18 protein-coding genes and 2 pseudogenes are annotated in these 18,809 nt (G+C 50.0%); 6 read left to right on the top strand and 14 right to left on the bottom strand.

Features of this window, described 5'->3' with window-relative positions; all coding sequences use genetic code 11:
• Positions 1–64: 64 nt before the first annotated feature.
• From BN3795_RS22070 to BN3795_RS22135, 14 genes and pseudogenes are all read right to left on the bottom strand, one after another.
• The gene (locus tag BN3795_RS22070) at positions 65–1,669 is read right to left on the bottom strand and encodes a DUF6382 domain-containing protein (protein ID WP_068786856.1); all 1,605 of its coding nucleotides are present in this window, start codon (positions 1,667–1,669) and stop codon (positions 65–67) included.
• A gap of 18 nt (positions 1,670–1,687) precedes the next feature.
• A complete protein-coding gene (locus BN3795_RS22075; protein ID WP_068786857.1) occupies positions 1,688–2,191 on the bottom strand; it encodes an A24 family peptidase in 504 nt (167 codons plus the stop codon).
• Between the two features lie 19 nt (positions 2,192–2,210).
• Entirely contained in the window at positions 2,211–3,287 is a 1,077-nt protein-coding gene (locus BN3795_RS22080; RefSeq protein WP_068786858.1) for a TadE/TadG family type IV pilus assembly protein, read from the bottom strand.
• Positions 3,256–5,484, bottom strand: coding sequence for a TadE/TadG family type IV pilus assembly protein (locus tag BN3795_RS22085; protein WP_068786859.1), 2,229 nt, complete (start codon positions 5,482–5,484; stop codon positions 3,256–3,258). The genes BN3795_RS22080 and BN3795_RS22085 overlap by 32 nt, the downstream gene beginning before the upstream one ends.
• A 30-nt stretch (positions 5,485–5,514) precedes the next feature.
• Positions 5,515–6,174 carry a TadE/TadG family type IV pilus assembly protein gene (locus tag BN3795_RS22090; protein WP_068786860.1) on the bottom strand — a complete coding sequence of 220 codons (660 nt, stop codon included), beginning with the start codon at positions 6,172–6,174 and terminating at the stop codon, positions 5,515–5,517.
• A gap of 2 nt (positions 6,175–6,176) precedes the next feature.
• Positions 6,177–6,371, bottom strand: coding sequence for a Flp1 family type IVb pilin (locus BN3795_RS22095; protein WP_068786861.1), 195 nt, complete (start codon positions 6,369–6,371; stop codon positions 6,177–6,179).
• 22 nt (positions 6,372–6,393) lie between these two features.
• Positions 6,394–7,275, bottom strand: a complete 882-nt coding sequence (locus BN3795_RS22100) for a type II secretion system F family protein (protein WP_110945305.1) — start codon at positions 7,273–7,275, stop codon at positions 6,394–6,396.
• A gap of 22 nt (positions 7,276–7,297) precedes the next feature.
• Positions 7,298–8,110 carry a type II secretion system F family protein gene (locus BN3795_RS22105; RefSeq protein ID WP_068786862.1) on the bottom strand — a complete coding sequence of 271 codons (813 nt, stop codon included), beginning with the start codon at positions 8,108–8,110 and terminating at the stop codon, positions 7,298–7,300.
• A gap of 22 nt (positions 8,111–8,132) precedes the next feature.
• Positions 8,133–8,483 (bottom strand): annotated as a pseudogene (locus BN3795_RS22110) (CpaF family protein); the annotation flags it as partial.
• 230 nt (positions 8,484–8,713) lie between these two features.
• On the bottom strand, positions 8,714–9,256 hold the full coding sequence (locus BN3795_RS22115) for a hypothetical protein (RefSeq protein WP_068786864.1): 543 nt from the start codon (positions 9,254–9,256) through the stop codon (positions 8,714–8,716).
• A 470-nt stretch (positions 9,257–9,726) separates the two neighbouring features.
• Positions 9,727–10,692, bottom strand: coding sequence for a DUF262 domain-containing protein (locus BN3795_RS22120; protein WP_068786865.1), 966 nt, complete (start codon positions 10,690–10,692; stop codon positions 9,727–9,729).
• A gap of 58 nt (positions 10,693–10,750) precedes the next feature.
• Positions 10,751–12,118, bottom strand: coding sequence for a vWA domain-containing protein (locus BN3795_RS25255; protein ID WP_110945307.1), 1,368 nt, complete (start codon positions 12,116–12,118; stop codon positions 10,751–10,753).
• A gap of 3 nt (positions 12,119–12,121) precedes the next feature.
• Complete coding sequence (locus tag BN3795_RS22130) at positions 12,122–13,216, bottom strand: AAA family ATPase (protein ID WP_068786866.1); 1,095 nt, start codon at positions 13,214–13,216, stop codon at positions 12,122–12,124.
• Between the two features lie 108 nt (positions 13,217–13,324).
• Positions 13,325–14,221 carry a DUF6744 family protein gene (locus BN3795_RS22135; RefSeq protein WP_068786867.1) on the bottom strand — a complete coding sequence of 299 codons (897 nt, stop codon included), beginning with the start codon at positions 14,219–14,221 and terminating at the stop codon, positions 13,325–13,327.
• Between the two features lie 896 nt (positions 14,222–15,117).
• Here BN3795_RS22135 and tnpA point away from each other — a divergent pair.
• The 6 genes and pseudogenes from tnpA to BN3795_RS22160 all read left to right on the top strand — a co-directional run bounded on the left by tnpA (position 15,118) and on the right by BN3795_RS22160 (position 18,754).
• Positions 15,118–15,258: an IS66 family insertion sequence element accessory protein TnpA gene (tnpA, locus tag BN3795_RS26020; RefSeq protein WP_232730011.1), complete on the top strand. Its 141-nt coding sequence runs from the start codon at positions 15,118–15,120 to the stop codon at positions 15,256–15,258.
• Positions 15,259–15,453: 195 nt separating this feature from the next.
• Complete coding sequence (gene tnpB, locus BN3795_RS25260) at positions 15,454–15,549, top strand: IS66 family insertion sequence element accessory protein TnpB (protein ID WP_143811809.1); 96 nt, start codon at positions 15,454–15,456, stop codon at positions 15,547–15,549.
• 9 nt (positions 15,550–15,558) lie between these two features.
• Positions 15,559–15,807, top strand: coding sequence for an IS66 family insertion sequence element accessory protein TnpB (gene tnpB / locus BN3795_RS22145; protein ID WP_089545510.1), 249 nt, complete (start codon positions 15,559–15,561; stop codon positions 15,805–15,807).
• Between the two features lie 118 nt (positions 15,808–15,925).
• The gene (locus BN3795_RS26195; RefSeq protein WP_332835621.1) at positions 15,926–16,108 is read left to right on the top strand and encodes a hypothetical protein; all 183 of its coding nucleotides are present in this window, start codon (positions 15,926–15,928) and stop codon (positions 16,106–16,108) included.
• Positions 16,021–16,966, top strand: a pseudogene (gene tnpC, locus BN3795_RS25265) (IS66 family transposase); the annotation flags it as partial. The gene BN3795_RS26195 and the pseudogene tnpC, both read left to right, overlap by 88 nt.
• Positions 16,967–17,395: 429 nt before the next feature.
• Entirely contained in the window at positions 17,396–18,754 is a 1,359-nt protein-coding gene (locus BN3795_RS22160) for an AbiJ-related protein (RefSeq protein WP_068786869.1), read from the top strand.
• Positions 18,755–18,809: the final 55 nt, after the last annotated feature.

Genomic DNA, 18,809 nt, shown 5'->3' on the forward strand with positions numbered 1-18,809 from the left:
TAGTTCAAATTTGATTGATAATGGCCATCCAACCTCATCGTCGAACTCCCGACAACCTCCGAAGTCAAGCGGCATCCGCACCGAGCTTAAAGCTTGTTTCCGCTAAAATGAACACATCATCTGCCTGCAGCGGATACTCTTTATAAGGCGCCACATTTTCTCCGTTCAGCCGGGTTCCGTTCTTCGAACCGAGGTCCTTTAATACACAACCCTGCGAAGTAACCAATATCTCCACATGGGCACGGGAGACACCTGCAGTACTCTCCACATATTGGGCAATGTCCTCGGAACGACCGATCACGAAGCTGCCCGGTGTCAGCGGAATCCGCTCCGTCGCGCCGCCGGCGGGTTCAGAACGATCCAAGTAATAACGCGGGACACGGTCGGGAAGCGGGTTGTCCTTTCCCTGCAACATAGACCGGCTCAGCAGCATCGTCGGCGGCGATATCTCCGCTTCAGATGCGGGAGCGGGATCAGGAATTCCCGCAACGCTCGGCTCCAGCCTCGGATTCAAACGCTCCGAGACGTCAGGATATCTGTTCGATAATGCGGCACCCACTTCCCGCCCCTCGGATAAGCCCAGCAGTCCCGAAACTCCGAGCAGCTCCGGAGCTTCCTCCGGTAGGGTTGGGCTTCCTTCTTCCAGGTTGGCGGAACCGCTGCGAAGCTTGCGCCACAACATGAATCCACCTGCCCCTAACAGCGCTGTAATCGCCGCACAAAGCGCTAATCCCAAGGCGCCGGTACGATCAAAGTAGAGCAGCTTCCAGCACAAAGCATCCACAAGGAGGAAGCTGAGCACAAGGTAGGTCGTTTTCAGCGACGGTTTGTTCGGCATCGTCTCCTCGTCCAGACCGGGCCACTTCTCCCGTATTTCAGGGAGCTCTGGGGATTCGGCGCTCGCCCATGCCCCTGCCGCCGCCGGTTCTCGTGACGGTAAATATTCCTTCACGACAGCCGAGCGAGGAGTCCTTCCCAGTAGTTCCGAAGATCGTGATTCCGGAAGCCTCGAAGCGGAATGCCGTGGTGACGGCTCGTTTCCAGCGGAATGCCCCTCCCTTGCCGCTTCTTGCATCCCCGGCTTGGCATCCGGATCGTCCGACAACAAACGCAGCAGCATTTTCTTAAGCTCTCCCAAAGAAAAGAGCTCGTCTCCGCACAGCCTAACCAATTGCGGAATTCCTTCCCCCTCGACCCGGGCGACGCAGGTCAGCAGCCGGGTAATCAGCGATAAGAGCGCCTGGGATAGCGAGGTGGCGGACGGAGCTATTTTCCAAGGGATATAAGTAAAATACAACGTCCCGCTGGACAAAGGCTCTTCCACAAAAATATGCGCCTCATCCAGCAAATAACAAGACGGCGATAGCATATACCTCTTGCTGTCCTCAAGAACACCCACAATCTGGAGCAAAATCCCATAAAATTCCGGCATGCTGATCCGATCGCTGCGAAGACATTGTGAGAGCATTCTCTTTCCGGTGATGTCGTAATGCAAGCTGATTCGATAATCGATTTCGCAGATGTCGAGCCGCAGCAAATTCGGCACCGCCACCGCCGTCAGCATGGAGCGCTGGACGCGGTTCAAATCTTCGGGCCGCAGCCCCTCCTTGTCCTCCAGGATCATGAAGGTCCCGCCGTCCCTGACAAAATCAGCAACCAGCTCCGGCATATCACGCCCTCCCCTTCGTTACATATAATAGATCGCCAGCATGGCTCCCGGCATTACGGCCAACATGAACGGAAACTGCAGTTGACCTTTGGCCACCGTCTTAAGGGGAGCCGTAGTGCGCAATACGGCCGCTCCAAGCATACCGCCTGCGATCCGGCGCAGACGGATTCCGGTTTCCCGGCGCCAAATCAGAAGAATAACGCCAATGCACCCTGCAGCCAAGATGGAATACATCATCGTCGATAAGGTCAGGCCGATGCCCATCCAGGCCCCAATTCCTGCAAACAGCTTCACATCGCCGCCTCCGACTGCGCGCAGCAAATACAGGACAAACATCAGCCCAAATCCCGCCGCTGCCCCACCCGCAGCAAACCACGCTCCCCTCCATCCCTCCATCAACAGGTGATAGGAGAGTCCGGAGCACATCCCCGTAATGGTGATGACATTAGGGATTTTCATCGTTCGCAGATCTGTGACAAACGCCGCAAGCAGCATCAAATAACATCCCCATATCGCGATCATCGATCCTTGATTCCCCTTTCTATTCCGAATGCGGACTGGCCACCTCGAACACATCTGTCGTCTTCAAACCTTCCTCTGTCTCAATCACGAAACTCCACGTCCCCGGCGTGGTGTTTCCTCCAACCAACCAGGTCCAGGAGATCCTGCCTTGACTGTCTGCCGTCGCTTCTCCCAAATATTTAGCCTGGCTGACCCCGCTTTTGTAATAAACGGTCAGTTTGGCGCTTGTCCCCGGAGCGACCTGCGCCAGGATCGTCGCCCGATGCCCGGCGTACGCCGGATCAGGCTTGGCGGTCACAACCGCCGCTTGCCCCGTTTGCCCCTGACCGCTTCCGGTCCCAGGATTCAGCTCTCCGGTATCGCCGATCCACAGCCGCTCCTCCGCTCTCGTTTGCAGCACCAGTTGCCGTCCGGTAAACGGAACCTTTAGCGGCAGCTCGTAACTCAATTCCAGCCCGAAATAAGGATGTTTGCCTGTCTTCAAATCCGGAACTGTGACGCGGCTGACGTGCAAGCGTTCTTCCTCCAGCAAGGTTCCTTGCAGAAAAGGACCCAGCAGCGGCTTGATCAACGGGTCCAGGACGGCCTCCGTCGCATTTGCCTTTATCTCCTGTAGCGGTTCCTCGCCTTTCCTCGCGGCATCGGTCACCCATGTCGACAGAGGCGCCGGCAAGGTAGCGGCATATTGTTCCGCCCATTCCGCCAGCGACAGGGAGGGCATCCGCCAGGAGAACGGGCCGTTTCCCGAACCCTTCCCATTGCTGCCGGCTCCCCCCTCCTCGTGCTGAACCGCGGGAACTTGGCCCGCCTCCGCCGTTGGAGTCTGCGTCTCTTGCCGCCCGCTGCTCTGCGCCTCGACCGCCAACGCCACCGGGTAGATGTGTGCGGAGATTTGCTTAACGGCATTCGCTGCCGCCGCATGCATTTGACCGGACAGCAGTGTCATATGGACGAGAAAAATAAACCAGAATACGACCATCACGAATACGGGAGTGATCAGAGCAGCCTCAAGGGTCATGCTTCCCTCCGATTCCCTCTCCCGCAAACTGCGGGCCTTCAATCGCTCAATAGGAAAAGTCCGCTTGTTTGACAGCATAATACCGGCTTCCTTCCACGTTTCCCTTCAATACGCCGGCCTTCCCCAGCGCTTTACATACTCCGGGCAAGAACCATAACGGCAACGCCACCGTCACCTCTCCCTTGACGTAAGTGGCCCGCTCTGCCGGATCGATTCCGGTATTCATCGCAATGACGGCCAGCATGCGTGACAACCGTTTCTCGCTGCGGCCATGCAGCAGCAGGAATAACCGAAGGTGGTCCCGATACGTCAGATCAACCTTGAGATAGTCGCTTAACGGGATTTTCCCGTCTCGGGTTAATGCAATCATATCCTGCAGCGCATGCTGCGTTCCGTAGAGCAGTGCGGAGGCAAACACCAGCAGCGGGTTCCCTTTTGCCGCATGCTTGCCAAAGCCCTCCATCGTCCGAATCGCCAGCCGCATGGCAAAAATCTCCCCGAACGCAGCGGCGATGTTCCCCCCGGGGTTGTGCGCCCCGTACAGAATATACTCGACCTCTTGATGCTCCGGAGCCAGTTGCTCGCGGATCGCTTCCAGCTTATCGTCTAAGCCTTTGCCTTCAAGCAGGCCGTTCAGGACGCTAACATCCAGGAATCGAAAATAACTGGAGACGTATTCCATTTGGAAGACGGAATCCGACATCCCGCCCATCATCCCCGCCAGACCGCCGTACAAACCGTCCATGCCGGCCATGGACGCCCGCCCCGCCTCGCTCGGATCATCATGAATTGCGACGGCGACCGATGCCTCATCGGCAACCGATTGGTTAAAAGCGCGATTCGCTTCCATCTTCGTTTCCAACTGATCAAATTGAGTTTGCTGCTCCTTCAAGCCCTTCTTGAGCTGTTCCATCTCCCGAATCCATCCGGCTGCCTCCTTCAGCTTGGCGCTTGCCGCTTGTTCCGCCGCTTTCCGCTCCTTGTCGGAAGCGCGGTGGGCCTCCAGCCTGCGGGCACTCGCTTCCAGGACATTGCCTGGGCCGGGGACGACAAATTGCCGCAGATAGGTGTCGCATGCCCGGGCGGTGCTGCTCACGCCCGAGGTGAAGGAACTGGACGAGGCGGTTGCCGACAATACAGAACCGCTTTGCGCCAGCAGTGAGCTTCCGACGCTTCGGAGTTCGGCAAACGCCGCCGACTGTCGGTCGATATCCGCGGCGAATCCGGCAAACAACTCCTCGGACAACAGCAGGGAATCCGCTTGGGCACGGAGATCGGCCATCACTTCGCCCCCGCCGACAGGATCGGAGCTGCCGCTCGCGGTGCGCGTCCCGGCGGATACTTCGTTATAGCCCGCCTGTTCCGGGCGCTGCTTCGCCTCGGCGATCGTCTGCCGCATCTGCTCATTGATCCGCTGCGCTTCGTCAAGGAGGATCCGCGCCTGTGGCAGCTGCGACGCATGCTTCTGCTCCGCGCTGCGTTGATCGCACTCCAATTGGGTGAAGAGCCGCCCTGACTCGGAGCGGTAGCGGCTGATTTCCGCTGTATACATCCGATCTTCGGGTTCCTTGCCCGCATCCGCCTCAACGTAGCTGACATAATCGGAATACCCGGCTGCGGCATCGCCCAGCGACGAGAGGCTGCCGCTCCAGGCTCCGCCTGAAGTTACGCCGCTTCCCGCCGACAGGACATTCGCGATAGGCTCCACCCTTCGGGCTGCTTGCCGCTGCTGCTCCAGAAGTTCGTCCAGCTTGGCCTCCCTTTGATCGTACAGCTTCTGCAATTTCCCCAACAGATCTACCGTATTCGAAGCTTCCTTCATCACCCCGGCCATCGGCTTGAAGCGATTTAACAGCTCGATGGCAACGGCGATGGGTGCCCGGTATTTCATTTGTTCACGAATCTGCTGCTCGAACACCGAATAAGTTCCAATGGGACGCAGCAATTCGACGGAAGAGGAGTCCAATCGAGCCGCCAGCAGAGGCAACCTTTCGCTTCGCTGAGCGAGCTCGAACTGGTCCTGGAGCACCTTGGACATGATATAGCTCCCGTCGGTTTGTCCATAAGCAAACAGGCCGTACCGCTTCGCCAACTCGCGGTCATAAGCGGACAAAACCGATCTTGATGCGGCATGCGCCAGGGTTTCCGCTTGGGCCTGCAGCGCGAACATTCGGGCAAAATCGATAAATAGAGCTACGAAGGCAAATACCGCAGCAAAGATGACGATGAAAAATACCGTAACCGCACCTTGCTCCGCACGTTTCCGTTGAAACACTGAATCTTTCGCCCCCTCTCCGCCCTGCGGCTATTTACCAAATCGCTTTAGCGCTTCCTGCGCCTCCTGCTTGTTCATCCCCCCGGCAGCCCCGCTGCTTCGGAATTTCTCACCGTAATAACGCGCAAGCTCGACGGTCCGGATCCATTCCACCGGCTCAACGATATAAGCTTCTGCGCGCCCGTTCTGATTGACATTATCTAACCAACCCTCCAGGGGCGCCAGCGGGATGAGCCGATTCAGAGCTACACTTACCTTGCGCAACAGCAGTCGGTTGTCGTAGCGGAGTTCCCCGCGAATTCCCTCAGGTATTTCACTCCCCGTTCGGCTCAGCTTCTGATACGGGAGCGACTGCCCCGCCTCCCCGGCACCCGCCGGCAAATCCAGTCGGGCGGTGCCGCCTTCGCCGCTTCGGTCAAAAATGACCTGCAGCATCCCGTCGTCCCCCATTCGCCAATAGAGGGAATCGCGCTCCTCTTCGGCAAAAGCCCCGGTGATGACATCCCGCTGGCTGTTATCCCAGGTATAAGCGGTTCGTTCGGCAGCGACGGCGGCAACCTGCCCTAACAACGTTTGCTGGTAAAGGTAGAGGCAGAAGAAAAGGAGAATCAGCACCGTGTAAAATATCAACGGGAGCACCAAAGAAGCTTCCAGCGTAAAGGCCCCTCGTTGATCTTGCAACGAACCCATTCCTAGTTCCCGTCCATGAAATCTTCCGTCTTTGACTTGGCCTTCCCGAGCAAGCTCTCGATGATGGCTTTCAATTGGCTGCGGAAAATTACGGCAATAATGACGATCACCGCGATGATCAGGATCATTTCAAGCATTCCAAGCCCTTCTTCATTCCGCCAAAACCCTTTGATTTCCTTACGTAATACAGTTAACATGTGGACTCCTCCTCAAGTTGAGTTATAAATTCATCATCATAAATGCCGGTGCCCCCACCAGGATGAGTATGGCCATGAACAGCAATACCATGGGAAACACCAGCTTAGACGAAGCCTGCTCGCCCAGCGTCTTGCCGACGGCCTTGCGTTTCTCCCACAACGAATGGGACAAGTCCCGCAAGGCCAAGGCAAAATCCTGCCCGCCGCGGCGGTAGTTTAGCAGAACCGACGTCGTAAAGGCCGATACTTCCTGAATTCCGCAGCGTTTGCTGAACCCTTCCATCGCTTGCTGAAACGAATCGCCCCCTTCCCACTCCTTCTGCATCTGCAGCAGCTCCCGGTATAACGGATGACTGGCCTGCTCCCGCTTGCGCTCCAGACACAGCTTGATCGCCTGCTGGACCGTGGAGCCCGCGCCAACCAATAACACGATCTTGTTCAGCAGCTCCGGCAGCTCCAGCAAGATAGCCTGCTCCCGCCGCTGCACCTTGCGGGCAAGGTCGTTAAGCAGCGCCATCGGCATCAGTACGGCCAGCAGGCCGCCGATTACCAGACCGGCAGCGCCATTGCTTAGCAGCGTCATCAAGCATCCAAAGAGGAGAAACAGATAACCGTACGTGAGCGCCTCTGCCAACCATAACAGCGCCATTTCACCGCTGCGCCGGGGGCCGCCGATCTTCTGCACGGCGCGCTGGACCTTAAAGAAGAAGCCGGGGAATCGCTGCGATACCTTCACTCGCTCCAGAAGCAGCAGCATCGGCGGCGAGAGGCGGACGAGCCTTAAACCATCCATCGTCAGTCCTGCATCCCTGCGATGATGCGGACGGGATTGTTGATAGGCGTAAAGCCAGCCTCCGCCTAATGCGAATAACAGTACGCCCGATAACAACTGGTATAAATCCACTCCGCTACCTCCCCCTTATCCCTTATATCCGAATATCGATAATCTTGAGCATCAGCCAGGCACAGACCGCATATAACGCCAAAGCAATGGCTGAGATCAACAACCCGGCTCCTTGATGCAGCGGACGCATATAATCCGGTGAGGTCGTCTGCATAAATACGAGAAACAGAACGGGGGCCGCCAGCATCGCCTTGGCTTCGAACCGCTTCTGGGCGATCATCACGCTGATTTCCTGACTGATCTCCAGCTTCTCGCCGATAAGGCTGGAGGTCCGCCGGACGACTTCCACCAGGTCTCCGCCGGAACGCTTGCAAGTCGTAAACACATCTGCAAAATTGTCGATATCCTCCAGCGCAGCCCGGCGGCTGAAATCCAGCAAGGCTTCCTCAACCGGCTGGCCGTAATCCATACGGGCGCAGATCACGGCAAGCTCCCGCATGACATCGTTGTCCCCATCCGGGTACAGGAGCTTTAAATCGTCGACCGCCTCGCGGAATCCGTTCTCCACTGAGCGGCCAGCCGCCAGGGAGGAAGACAATGAGTAAAGCGCCTGCTTGAAATGCACGCTCAAGTTCTCCCTTCTCCGGCGAAGCAAATACCTGCTCCAATATTTCGGCGTATACATGCCGGCCAGGGACAGGAGGAGCGCCACCGGAACAACCCGGAAGAAGATATACCCTAAAGCAAAAAAAGCCGCGCCTCCAACCAACATACAGATCCCCTTCTGCCGCAGGGACAAGGGATATACCCGATAGTCCGCCAGCTGAACCGGTGGATCCGCGGCCCTCAGCCTATCTTTCCAGCGCTGTAAATCGGCCTTCTCTTTCAGCAACAAACCCGCATCTCCTCCTTATCCATCAGGGGATCGACAATCCGGCCATCCGCAACTTATCCGTATGGATGAGCCCGCCCCCACTGCTCTGCAGGGCACCAACGATCCGGCCGTTCTGCTCCCCGTCTTCCCGAAACGTATACAGCGGCCGAAGCACCACCTCCCCTTCCTGCATACCTGCGACTTCGGAGATCTCCATCACCCGGCGCGAACGGTCGCGCAGACGTGACAAATGCACAAACACATCGATGGAAGAGGCAATCTGCTGCCGCACGACCGGAAGCGGTAATTCGGCTCCGCTCAGCACCATCGTCTCCAGCCGGCTGATCATATCCGCCGTACTGTTCGCATGCCCGGTCGAGAGACTCCTATCATTGATATTGTGTATATCATTTTCTTGATTAAATTGACCTCCACAATACCCATGATGGGGAACTATCATGGGTTTTGTGGTATTAAAAAAAGCCTCAGCTATTTAGCTGAAGCTTTTTTTATGTGCGTTATACTTTCATATGATTTGCTTGCCTCTTTTGTGTTGAATTGGTTTCCCGCACGACCATGCAAAAACAGGGCCGTACAGCAAAACTGAGGCCCCGTCCTGCACTTCTATTTTTGGCGACTGATTGTATTAACAGCATCATTTATTTTTTTGCTGACAAACGACTTTGTGAACGAACTCTCAGAGATCTTTTCCCACTCTGGAGCGCAGGATCTTAAAAAATTGAACTCATCTTCGTTCAAGTCTCTTAACTGCTCATCCTTGTAACGATCAATAAGTTTAAAAGACTGATAAAGTTGTATGGTTCTTATAACCAAAATACTGTTTGTTCTTAATAACTCCTTTTTTGCCACATCATACTCACTAAATTTTAGTTCCTTAGTAAAATACACTATTGTACCTTCTGTTTTAAATACTTGATATCCTTTATCAAGATATGTCTTGAGATACCTCACCTTTTTAGCGTTATATGATATTTCATCACTCAAAAAGGCATGAATGGCATCGATTGCTAGATCATTCCTCTCTTGTAACGCTTGGGATGAGGCCTCCTGCTGCGCATTTATTTGCATTTTTGTAGCAAAATAAGAAGCTGCACCACCGATTACTGCCCCTAAAAGCGCCCCTATAAACCCTATCCAGTCATTCATAAAAAGCCCCCATTATTTATAATGCTCATCAACTTTCGACAAATTGGGGTAATTTCCTGCAAATATGTGTTTGAAAAATAATAAGCCATCCTTTAAGAGACACTTCGATTTTCATGTATTAACCCCTCTCTATTTCATATTTTGTGTCATATCAGTAACCGGATTGTTCATTTACTGATTATTTCATCTTTATAGAAGATAGTTCGACATCTGATTTCAAATAAACTTTCATATCGAATCTACGATATAGGGAATTTCAAAATGAAAGGAGTGATCCCTATATGAATATGATTCGAAAAATCGAAATCAAAGTTTTTCTGATTCTCTCAAATCACTGGCTTTTTTGGCTGATTTGGGACAAGCAGGTAGAAATCATGCGTTTAATGTCCAATACAATTGCACCTTTCATAATGTAAGCCCAAACTGGGCTTATTACATATTTTTTTGTCAATTATGCAGTTATAAAGTAATCAACCAAACTGTTCCATGTCTTTAATCATGTAATCAAGACGATTCGAAACAAATTGTTTACTCGTTGCCCCTTTCTGGCATAACTGTCCATATGGACTATCCACGGAATACCGATCTATTAGAAACGATTCTGCCCATTCACCAAAATGCTCTTCTGTCCACCCTTGCTCAATGGCATGATCAACAACTTGAAACAGGCTTCCAACATGAACCTTTTTTAACACTTTACGCTTTGATTGATCCCAATTTCTGAATGCTGCGTCCATATAGTCAATTTTCTGTTCAATAAGTTCCACAATATGGGCTTGAACCTCATCCAAACCGGATATAAATTTATTCAGACTGGCTCCCCCAAAATCAATATCCTGCTTTGTCGCTGAAGCAATGAATTGCCAAATTAGCTGTTCGTCCACATACCGATTGCGATCCGCCTTGGTAAAAGCAATTTTCTCGAAGAATAAATGCTGTCCCAACTCTTGTACAGCTTCGCGCACAGCAGGACTCACTTTGACTCTAGTCTTCTCTGTTGAGGTCAACGGAACCGACTGATTCACCCGATAAAACATCTCTTCCACTTCTTCAAAGGTACATTCTCGAAATTCTGTTACCGTGAAATTGTATGTGAGAAACTCAAACTGCGTATCAGAAGATAGTTCTTCAAATTTCTTCCCAGCAATGATTTCTCCATTGAAATCAGCAGTTCCCTTACTGAGCTTGTAGTCACCGACAGCAAAGAAGAAAAGAGATTCAAGGCGTTGTCGCCCATCAATGACCCAAATATATCCGTCTCCGTTATCCCAGACCAGAATGTTTGGCACGTAGCGATCTCGAATAACAGAATCAACCAGATATGAACGACGATCATTTTTCCAGACGCTATTACGTTGAAACGGAAGATCAAAACGAATTCGATCCCGCATATTCAAAAGGCTTTTTGTTGTACGTTGAATACTTGATCTTTTCATATTTAAATAACCCTCCCTAAAATAAAGAACAGGACAGAAATAATCTGCCCTGCTCACCTCAAATTTCAAACGCCTGATATACCGACTCATCTTCAAAAGTTGATGCTCTTACAATCCGATCTGAAAAACCTTCTACTCCTTGAATAGACTCCCTTCCAAGCAGTAAAGATAAGACTGAAAATCCCTTCCTGTGCTTCAATTCATTCCACGACTGTAGAAAATGCTCATTCACATGTGACTCACCATCTGTTACAAACACAATATCCGCTTTATTAAAACGGCTCTGTTGGATGATTTGACTGGCCTCATAAAGCGGAGGCTCAAAGCTTGTTCCTCCACCCAAAAAAATAGTGGCAAGCTGTATCATATCCTGAACGGAAATTTTTCCACGCTCATAGATTATTGGGGCAGCAGCATGTGAAGAAAAGGGAATCCATGCAAAATCTCTTCTTTGCTTACGGGCAATACTCATCAAGGCAAGAGCAAATCCTTTGGAGATGGTATCTTGTCCACTCATACTTCCGGATTGATCTAGACACAAGATGATTGGCCCCTTACCAAGCTGCTCAGGCCCTTTTGTATCATATTGAAGCGTTTGACCCTCGACATAACGCCGTAGGAAATCCATTTTAGTTATTGGGCTGGCATAACTGCCAAGTTCCATCGGCAGTAGCTGCTCTACACTATTCCCTTGCTTGATGCCATTACGGTTAACGGCATCCTTATGCTTCGAACGCTGCTTCCGATTAGCAATCACTTTCATACGACCAGCCCACCTTGCAATGTCCTTCATCTTTCTATCGTGGCTCAACCTTTCAGCTAGAATGAGTTGATCTTTCAACGGAACTTTTTTCAGTTCACTATCGCCACTTCCTGCCTGCATACCCCCCAAAAGAGATTTTACATTCTCCTTGGCTTCTGTTGCTTCTTGTGCAGCCTTCACCAGCATCTTAGATAGTTCATTGCCACTTTGATTCAAGGCGGATGATAACGCTGCTGACGCTTCTTGTGAGGCTCCTGGTTTTCCATTCATGTAGTTTTGCAGCGCATCCGCTAAGTCCTGATCCCTTTGCGCTTGTTCCTTCACCCAGCCAAGAACAGTCTCACTATACTTCGTCGTGCCAAGTGCAGCGGCCAGATCATCCAGACGAGTAAACTCACGAAACTCCTGATAGCCTTCGTCTGACATGACTCGTTCCATAAGTTGATGGTTCATCTCTAGCCCTTCTGGAACCTCTTCCAGCAACTCAGGCTTCATTTTAAATAGACCTGCCCACATGTCACCCATTAAAGGCTGGAAAGAGGGAAATATATTACTTCCCTCTTTACCAACTTCTTTGAGCTTTTCAGACATCTCCAAGAGTTGCCCAAAACGTCTCCGATCATATGAATCAGTGTTTAAAACAGAACCTTTAATCTCCTTCATCTTCTACACTCCCAACACTTGGGATGCGATATCAGTTAACGACTTCTGGACAAGAGCAACAGCTTGCTCAACTTCTGTCCGGTTCGGATTATCCTTCTGTAGCTTTTTAAGTTCACTGACTAAGCTCTTAAGCTTTTTCGTGCTTTCTACAGCCATATCTGTAGAGTTGTTGGACTGTTCAAGTCCCTTCAAAATATCATCAGCTTCAATTTCAATCTCTTCAACACGTGTCTTCACCGCATCCTGAGCATGATTGCGAACGATCTTTGCGACCTTATCACGCTGCTCTGGCTTCTCCCACAGACTATGTTTAAGAATTATTAGATCTTCAAGTTCTGCGTAATCTCTGCCAGCCAATACAGCTTTAGCACGAATCACGGCTAGTACTTGCTTGAAACGCCGATCTGAAGGACGAATACCTTCATCCATCAACTCGCGTCTGATCTTACTCAGCGCTTCGAAAACTTCATCAGGAATAGTGACCGTATCACTGAAGAACTGGAGTTCAAATAATTCATCAATGCTCATGTCGGCTGTAGATGGTGCAGAACCTTTCAGCATCGAAATAAAGGATTGATCTTCACCTATATAGTCCACTTCATATCGGAGCAAGAAACGATCAAACAATGCCTCTAGTCCTTCACCTTCTTCGGGATATTCATTTGAACTTCCGATTAAGGACATTAAGGGAACCTGTGCCGGGGCGCCATCGTTGTAGAACACTCGTTCATTGATGAGAGTCAGCAATGCATTCAAAATTGCACTGTTGGCCTTGAATATCTCATCAAGAAATGAAGTGTGAGCTTCCGGCAGCTTTCCTGTCGTATTCCGTTTGTACACGCCTTGTTCCAGTTCCTTAAGCGAAACAGGGCCGAATAATTCCTCCGGTGTACTAAAGCGGGTCAGCAGCCATTGAAAATAATTTGCTCCTGTTATTCGTTTCGTCAGATCACTTACAAGGGCGCTCTTTCCAGTTCCAGGCGGCCCGATCAACAAAGCATGCTGACGGGCGATCATTGCTACCATCAGCCCTTCTATCACCTCTTCACGCTCAGCATATTGATTATTTAATGCCAACTGGATATCCTTAATTTTCATTTAGATCCCTCCATTTTAGATATAACAAAAAGAGCCGATTCTTCTTTATAAAGAAGTCATCAGCTCTTCGTTTTATAAATCCTCAGTTACTGCCTAAACACTCCTGTTTTAATCAGCCATATTTGTAAGGGCATCCGTAATCTTTTTACGGATAAGCGCAACGTATGTTTTCATCTCTTGCAAATCCCCAGTAACAATCGCCTCGTAATCTTTCACATTGGATACAACCGCCTTAGCATCCTCAAGGATGGCCTTTAGCTCATTCTTCTTAAGCTGATTAGTTACCCCATTTTCACATGCAGCAAGAGTGCCGCGAAGATGATCTAAAAGCTTCCGTGTAACCATGTTTTTCATATCCATGGTGTTCATTACGGGAACCTTCTCCGCTTCCCCTTTTTCAAGAGATGAAACGAATTGAACCAATGCATCCAAGTTGCCTTCAAACTGTGCCGGTATGAAGTACACGCCGCCAGATGGTCTGACTGGGGTGGGTGACATGCTCTTTAAGACGCTGGTTATAAGCGTGCGTAGTGTAGTGGATCCATAATTGTTTCGATAAATTTCAAACTGCAACGCAGCATTATTAACTAGTTGCTGCGCCATTGATGAAATATAGCTGGTCTCTACTGTCTCCGTTTTTCGATCTAATACCAGCGCTCCTACGTCTGGAACATATTTTAATCTTCTACCTTTTGTATCCTTGGTTTCGCAAACTAGGTTTCGTTGAACGAAAGTGCTGGTAGAAGCCACCTCTCGGAACATGTAGTTTTCATAGACTCCGGGTGATACTTCACGCTTGAATTTTTCGCTTGTAGCTCTTCTGAAGGCATCCGGGAGTCGGATATCCTTCGGCATCCAACCAGCCCCTAATCCAGAATCAACAAGCTTTTGTTTTAGCTCATCCGGGGTAATCAGCATGTTGGATAGAGAATTCCAGGTTAAAAATCCAATCGTGTTGTCTTTACTGGATGGTACAGCAACTACATCCTTTAAAATGGTACTCATAAGAAAAAACCTCCTCATTTTTTAATAAAAAAAGACCAATTCCTAAAAAATTAAAAGTAAGGAACCAGCCTTTGCTTAACATTTAATTTGGTTAATGGCCTACGCCCGAAATACTTTCTCATTCAAATCAGAGATAATGAGGCTATTTTTCATCTGCTGTGTCAGACTAGCCATTTCGGTTATAAGTTAAGTGAATTCGGATTGAACACAATTTCCTTTTCTAAATAATTTGAACATGGGTTCATTCATCCTCTCATTTTTATTAAAAAGCAAAAAAAGCCGATCCCTGCACAGAATAATCCATGCAAAAATCGGCTTTTAAAAACAGTATCCAAATTTCTAAAGGCGCATGTGAATGCGTAAAATAAAACTTTTATCAGAGCCTTTCGGTACTCTTCAATCCTTTTCTTCTGCAAACGGAAGTGACGGATCAAGTGAAATTGTCCTGCATTTTTCCTCTCTTCATATCTGGAATTTCCAAATAGAAGCTTACAGGGGAGGTAATAAAACTACTTGTCCTTTCGGGACAACAAGCTCTTGTCTCCAGCAAAATTGGGAGTATAGAGGTACATATAATTACAAAATTATTATAACATTCGCCCTTCAGAAATACAATCGTATGTTCGCTAGAAAGTCCACTGAAACCAATATCAGTTATTACTTTTATAATGTATCACGCCTGATGATTAACCACTAAATGGTAGAAAAAGAGCCCGTAACTCGATAAAATGATTATACCCCTACAAACGCAACCTAAAGGTGAGGTAACAACGCCATGAAAAAGTCTATCACGATCCAGTTTACCCTTCAATGTAAGCGTCAAACTGCCCCCACCTTCAATCAGCAGAAGATGCGTGAGACAATGAAGATAACCGAAATCACAAGGAGGTTGTCTCATGACGACAAGCGAACAGCTGCGACAGCAGTGGTACGCACGCATCGCCGAGTACCGGGCCAGCGGCCTAACCCTGAAAGCTTGGTGTGCGTCCAATGGCTGTAAGGTCGATCAAATGAAATATTGGATCTTCAAATCTTAAAACGCGAATCTTCCGTCGCGACATCTTCCGTTGCGCTTTCTGCGGCGGCGCGCTTCATCCCACTGGCCGTGACGGATAATGAAGCAACAAGTCCTTCGCTCATCCTCCGCGTTGGCCCGGCACAGATCGAGCTTCACGCCGGTTTCGACCCCAGTTGCTCCGCGAAGTCGTGCAAGCGCTGGCGGGGGCTGCGCCATGCTGACGATCCCGAATCCCGAGAACGTTTATTTGGCTTGCGGCCCCATAGATTTGCGCAAGTCCATCGACTCCCTCGCCGCGCTCGTGCAGTAGGGCTTCGGCCTGGATCCGTTCTCGCCCAGCCTCTTTGTGTTTTGCAACCGCCAGCGCAACAAGCTCAAAATGTTGCTCTGGGATCACAACGGCTTCTGGCTGTTGTATCGGCGGATCGAGCGCGGAACGTTTCAATGGCCGACCGGCCACGAGGGAACGGTCACCGTTTCCAGCCGCGAGCTGCACTGGCTACTGGACGGGTTGGCGCTGGAACAACGTAAAGCGCATCCGATGGTTCGGGCCAAGACTGTCATTTAGCAAAAAGCGTAAGAACCAGCGTGAAGTCAAGCTGGAGGGCCTGCGCACCGAGCGGGTGGAGTATCGTCTCCCGGAGGAGGAGCAAATGTGCGCCTGCTGCGGGGGCGCAATGCACGAGATGAGCACCGAAGTCCGGCGCGAGCTGAAGGTCATCCCGGCCGAAGTGAACATGTTCGCTATGTCTACGGTTGCCGCCACTGCGAGCGCAATGGCATCGAGACGCCGATCGTCACGGCGTCGATGCCTCGTCCCGTCCAGCCGGGCAGCCTTACCTCGCCTTCTAGCGTGGCGTACATCATGAGCCAGAAGTATGTGGAAGGGATGCCGCTCTACCGTCAGGAACAGCACTGGGCCCGTTTCGGCGTTCAGTTGTCCCGGCAGACGATGGCCAACTGGATGCTTCACGGCGCTCAGTGGCTGGGTCACGTGTACGAACGGATGAAGGCGCATCTGCTGCAGCAGGACATCGTCTACGCTGACGAGACGACGCTGCAAGTGCTGCGGGAGCCCGGACGAACAGCGGAGCAGAAATCGTACTTGTGGCAGTACCGAACCGGCCCATGGAGTCCGGCGATCGTCCTGTACGAATACCAGCCGACGCGGGCAGGTGAGAATCCGAAGCGCTTCCTGTCGGGCTTCACCGGTTACCTGCATACGGACGGATACGACAGCTATGATAAAGTCGCTGGCGTGACGCGCGTTGGCTGTTGGGCGCACGCCCGGCGCAAGTTTGTTGAGGCGGTCCAGACGCTGCCGAAGAACGTGCCGGCGGCCGGCACAGCGGCGCAAGAGGGATTGGACTTTGGCATGGCTACAGGAGCAACAACCAAGGATGCTGCCCAAAAGTCTGACCGGGGCGGCCATCACCTATTGCCTGAATCAGTGGGAACGGTTGAAGGGCTATATCTTGGACGGACGACTGGAGATCGACAACAATCGAAGCGAGCGTGCCATTAAGCCGTTCGTCATCGGGCGGAAGAACTGGCTGTTCGCCAACACGCCGCGGGGCGCCCAAGCGAGCGCAACAATCTACAGCCTTGTAGAGACAGCCAAAGAAAATCGGTTGCATCCGTTCTATTATCTGACGTACCTGCTGGAGAAGCTGCCGCAGTTATCCAATCCACAAGATCCCGAGGCGCTGGATATGCTGCTTCCCTGGTCGCCATCGCTACCTATCATCTGCCGCGTGTTTTCTTCTACCAAATAGGATAACGAAATCCCCATCTGATCGCTAGGTGGGGACTATTTGACGCTTACCAATAAACAGGCTACATATTCAGAGAAGATCCCCTGTTACAATATTTTGATCGGTGTAAATCCTTTGAGCAGAATTCCTAATAAGTACAGTGTTTTCAGTAAGGATTGCAAGGAGATCAAGCGTATTAATAAATCTTTTAATAAATTCGGTAGCGCAGCGAGGATTAAGGAATTGTGTAACTCTAGTGTTAAGAGATTTTGTGATGAACGAGATCACAGTTTCTTTGCAATGGAATACAACATTGGTCAGGCGCTCGATATCGAGTGGGAAATGCTCTTGTGGGGTATCTATAGGAATCCTTGATCGTTTTATTTGAAAAGGGGGTATTCGATGGCGAGTATTAACGAACTCATAGATGCCATAGTTCAGGTACTACTTGAGGAAAAGGCATACGACATACCGACTGTTTGCACTAAATATGGATTGGAAAGCGGAGATGAGTCTGAGGCGTTTAGCAGTAGAAGGGTTTACGTCCAAAAGAGGCTCAAAGGTAAGGATCAATTATTCCTCTTGGACTTAGCTAAGCGGATTATAAACGACTACGGCTCAAAGGCAAACTCATTATCAAAGTTGGTTCTTCGACTTAATCCAACGGGACTTTATACAATCAGTGAGATCACAAGGCGAAATATCATGGATGAACTCCATGCCAGAAATAATATCCCAGGTAAATACGAATTGGTCGACTTCTTGAATCGGGTATGGGATTTGGACAGCATGCCTTCAACTGATTCCCGCTTTAAGACTGCTTCAGGTGATATATGGCAACATATGATCAACAATTCAGACTGGGATGAAGTCTACTTATATGAGAAGTACTTAGAGCTAATGATAGCGCCAGATGATGTGTTTATTAAATTCTTGGAACAGGTCGTACATCCATTGGTTCGACAGCAAGACGAGCAGGATGAATACATTGAATTCATCAATAAGCATTTAGGAAATGATGGATATAAGTTTAGTCTGGCGGACAATATTTCAGGGTTTCCAGTTTACCGTATCGATAAAGTGCTTGATGGGGTAAAAGGTAATGTGAAAAATTTGATATTCGCCGCGGTGGGTCAGAAGCCTGAAATTGTAATTAGTGACTCGATCAATAACGACATAAGAATTGTAAAGCATGAAAAAAATTGCTTAGTCTACGACCGCACTATTCCGAATACAGGTCTGTATTGGGCTGACCTAGTATCGTGGTGGGCTGAAATGAATGGGGTATCAGAGCCAAATTTAGAGACCGAAAAACAGCTCTATGTGCGTTTATTTCAAACATTATCTTCTCCACCAGAGAAGCTGCTATTTAAGAGTTACTTTAAATGTTTTAAGGATTTGTTCGATAAGAACTTCCCTGCACTAATACCTCAAGTCTATTTACATTATGATCCCTACACGATAAAACAGCGAGCAGGAAAAGCGTATTTACCAAGACAGCGTATGGACTTTCTCCTACTGTTTTCAAACAAGCAGCGTATTGTACTTGAAGTAGATGGAAAGCAACATTATTCTGATGAAGATACATCAAGTCCCAAAAAGTACGCCGAGATGGTGCAAGCCGACAGGGAATTAAAACTCAATGGGTATGAGGTCTATCGATTCGGCGGGTATGAATTGATGGACGAGGAAGCGGGAGCAAAGATCGTTAAAGAGTTCTTCGAAGGACTGTTCAAAAAGCATGCGGTTAAGCCATCATAACTTTCAATGCAAAATGACCCCCATCGATAAATCTTGAAATTAGTTAACCGGCATT

The sequence above is a fragment of the Paenibacillus phocaeensis genome, assembly GCF_900021165.1.
GTDB classification, from domain to species: domain Bacteria; phylum Bacillota; class Bacilli; order Paenibacillales; family Paenibacillaceae; genus Fontibacillus; species Fontibacillus phocaensis.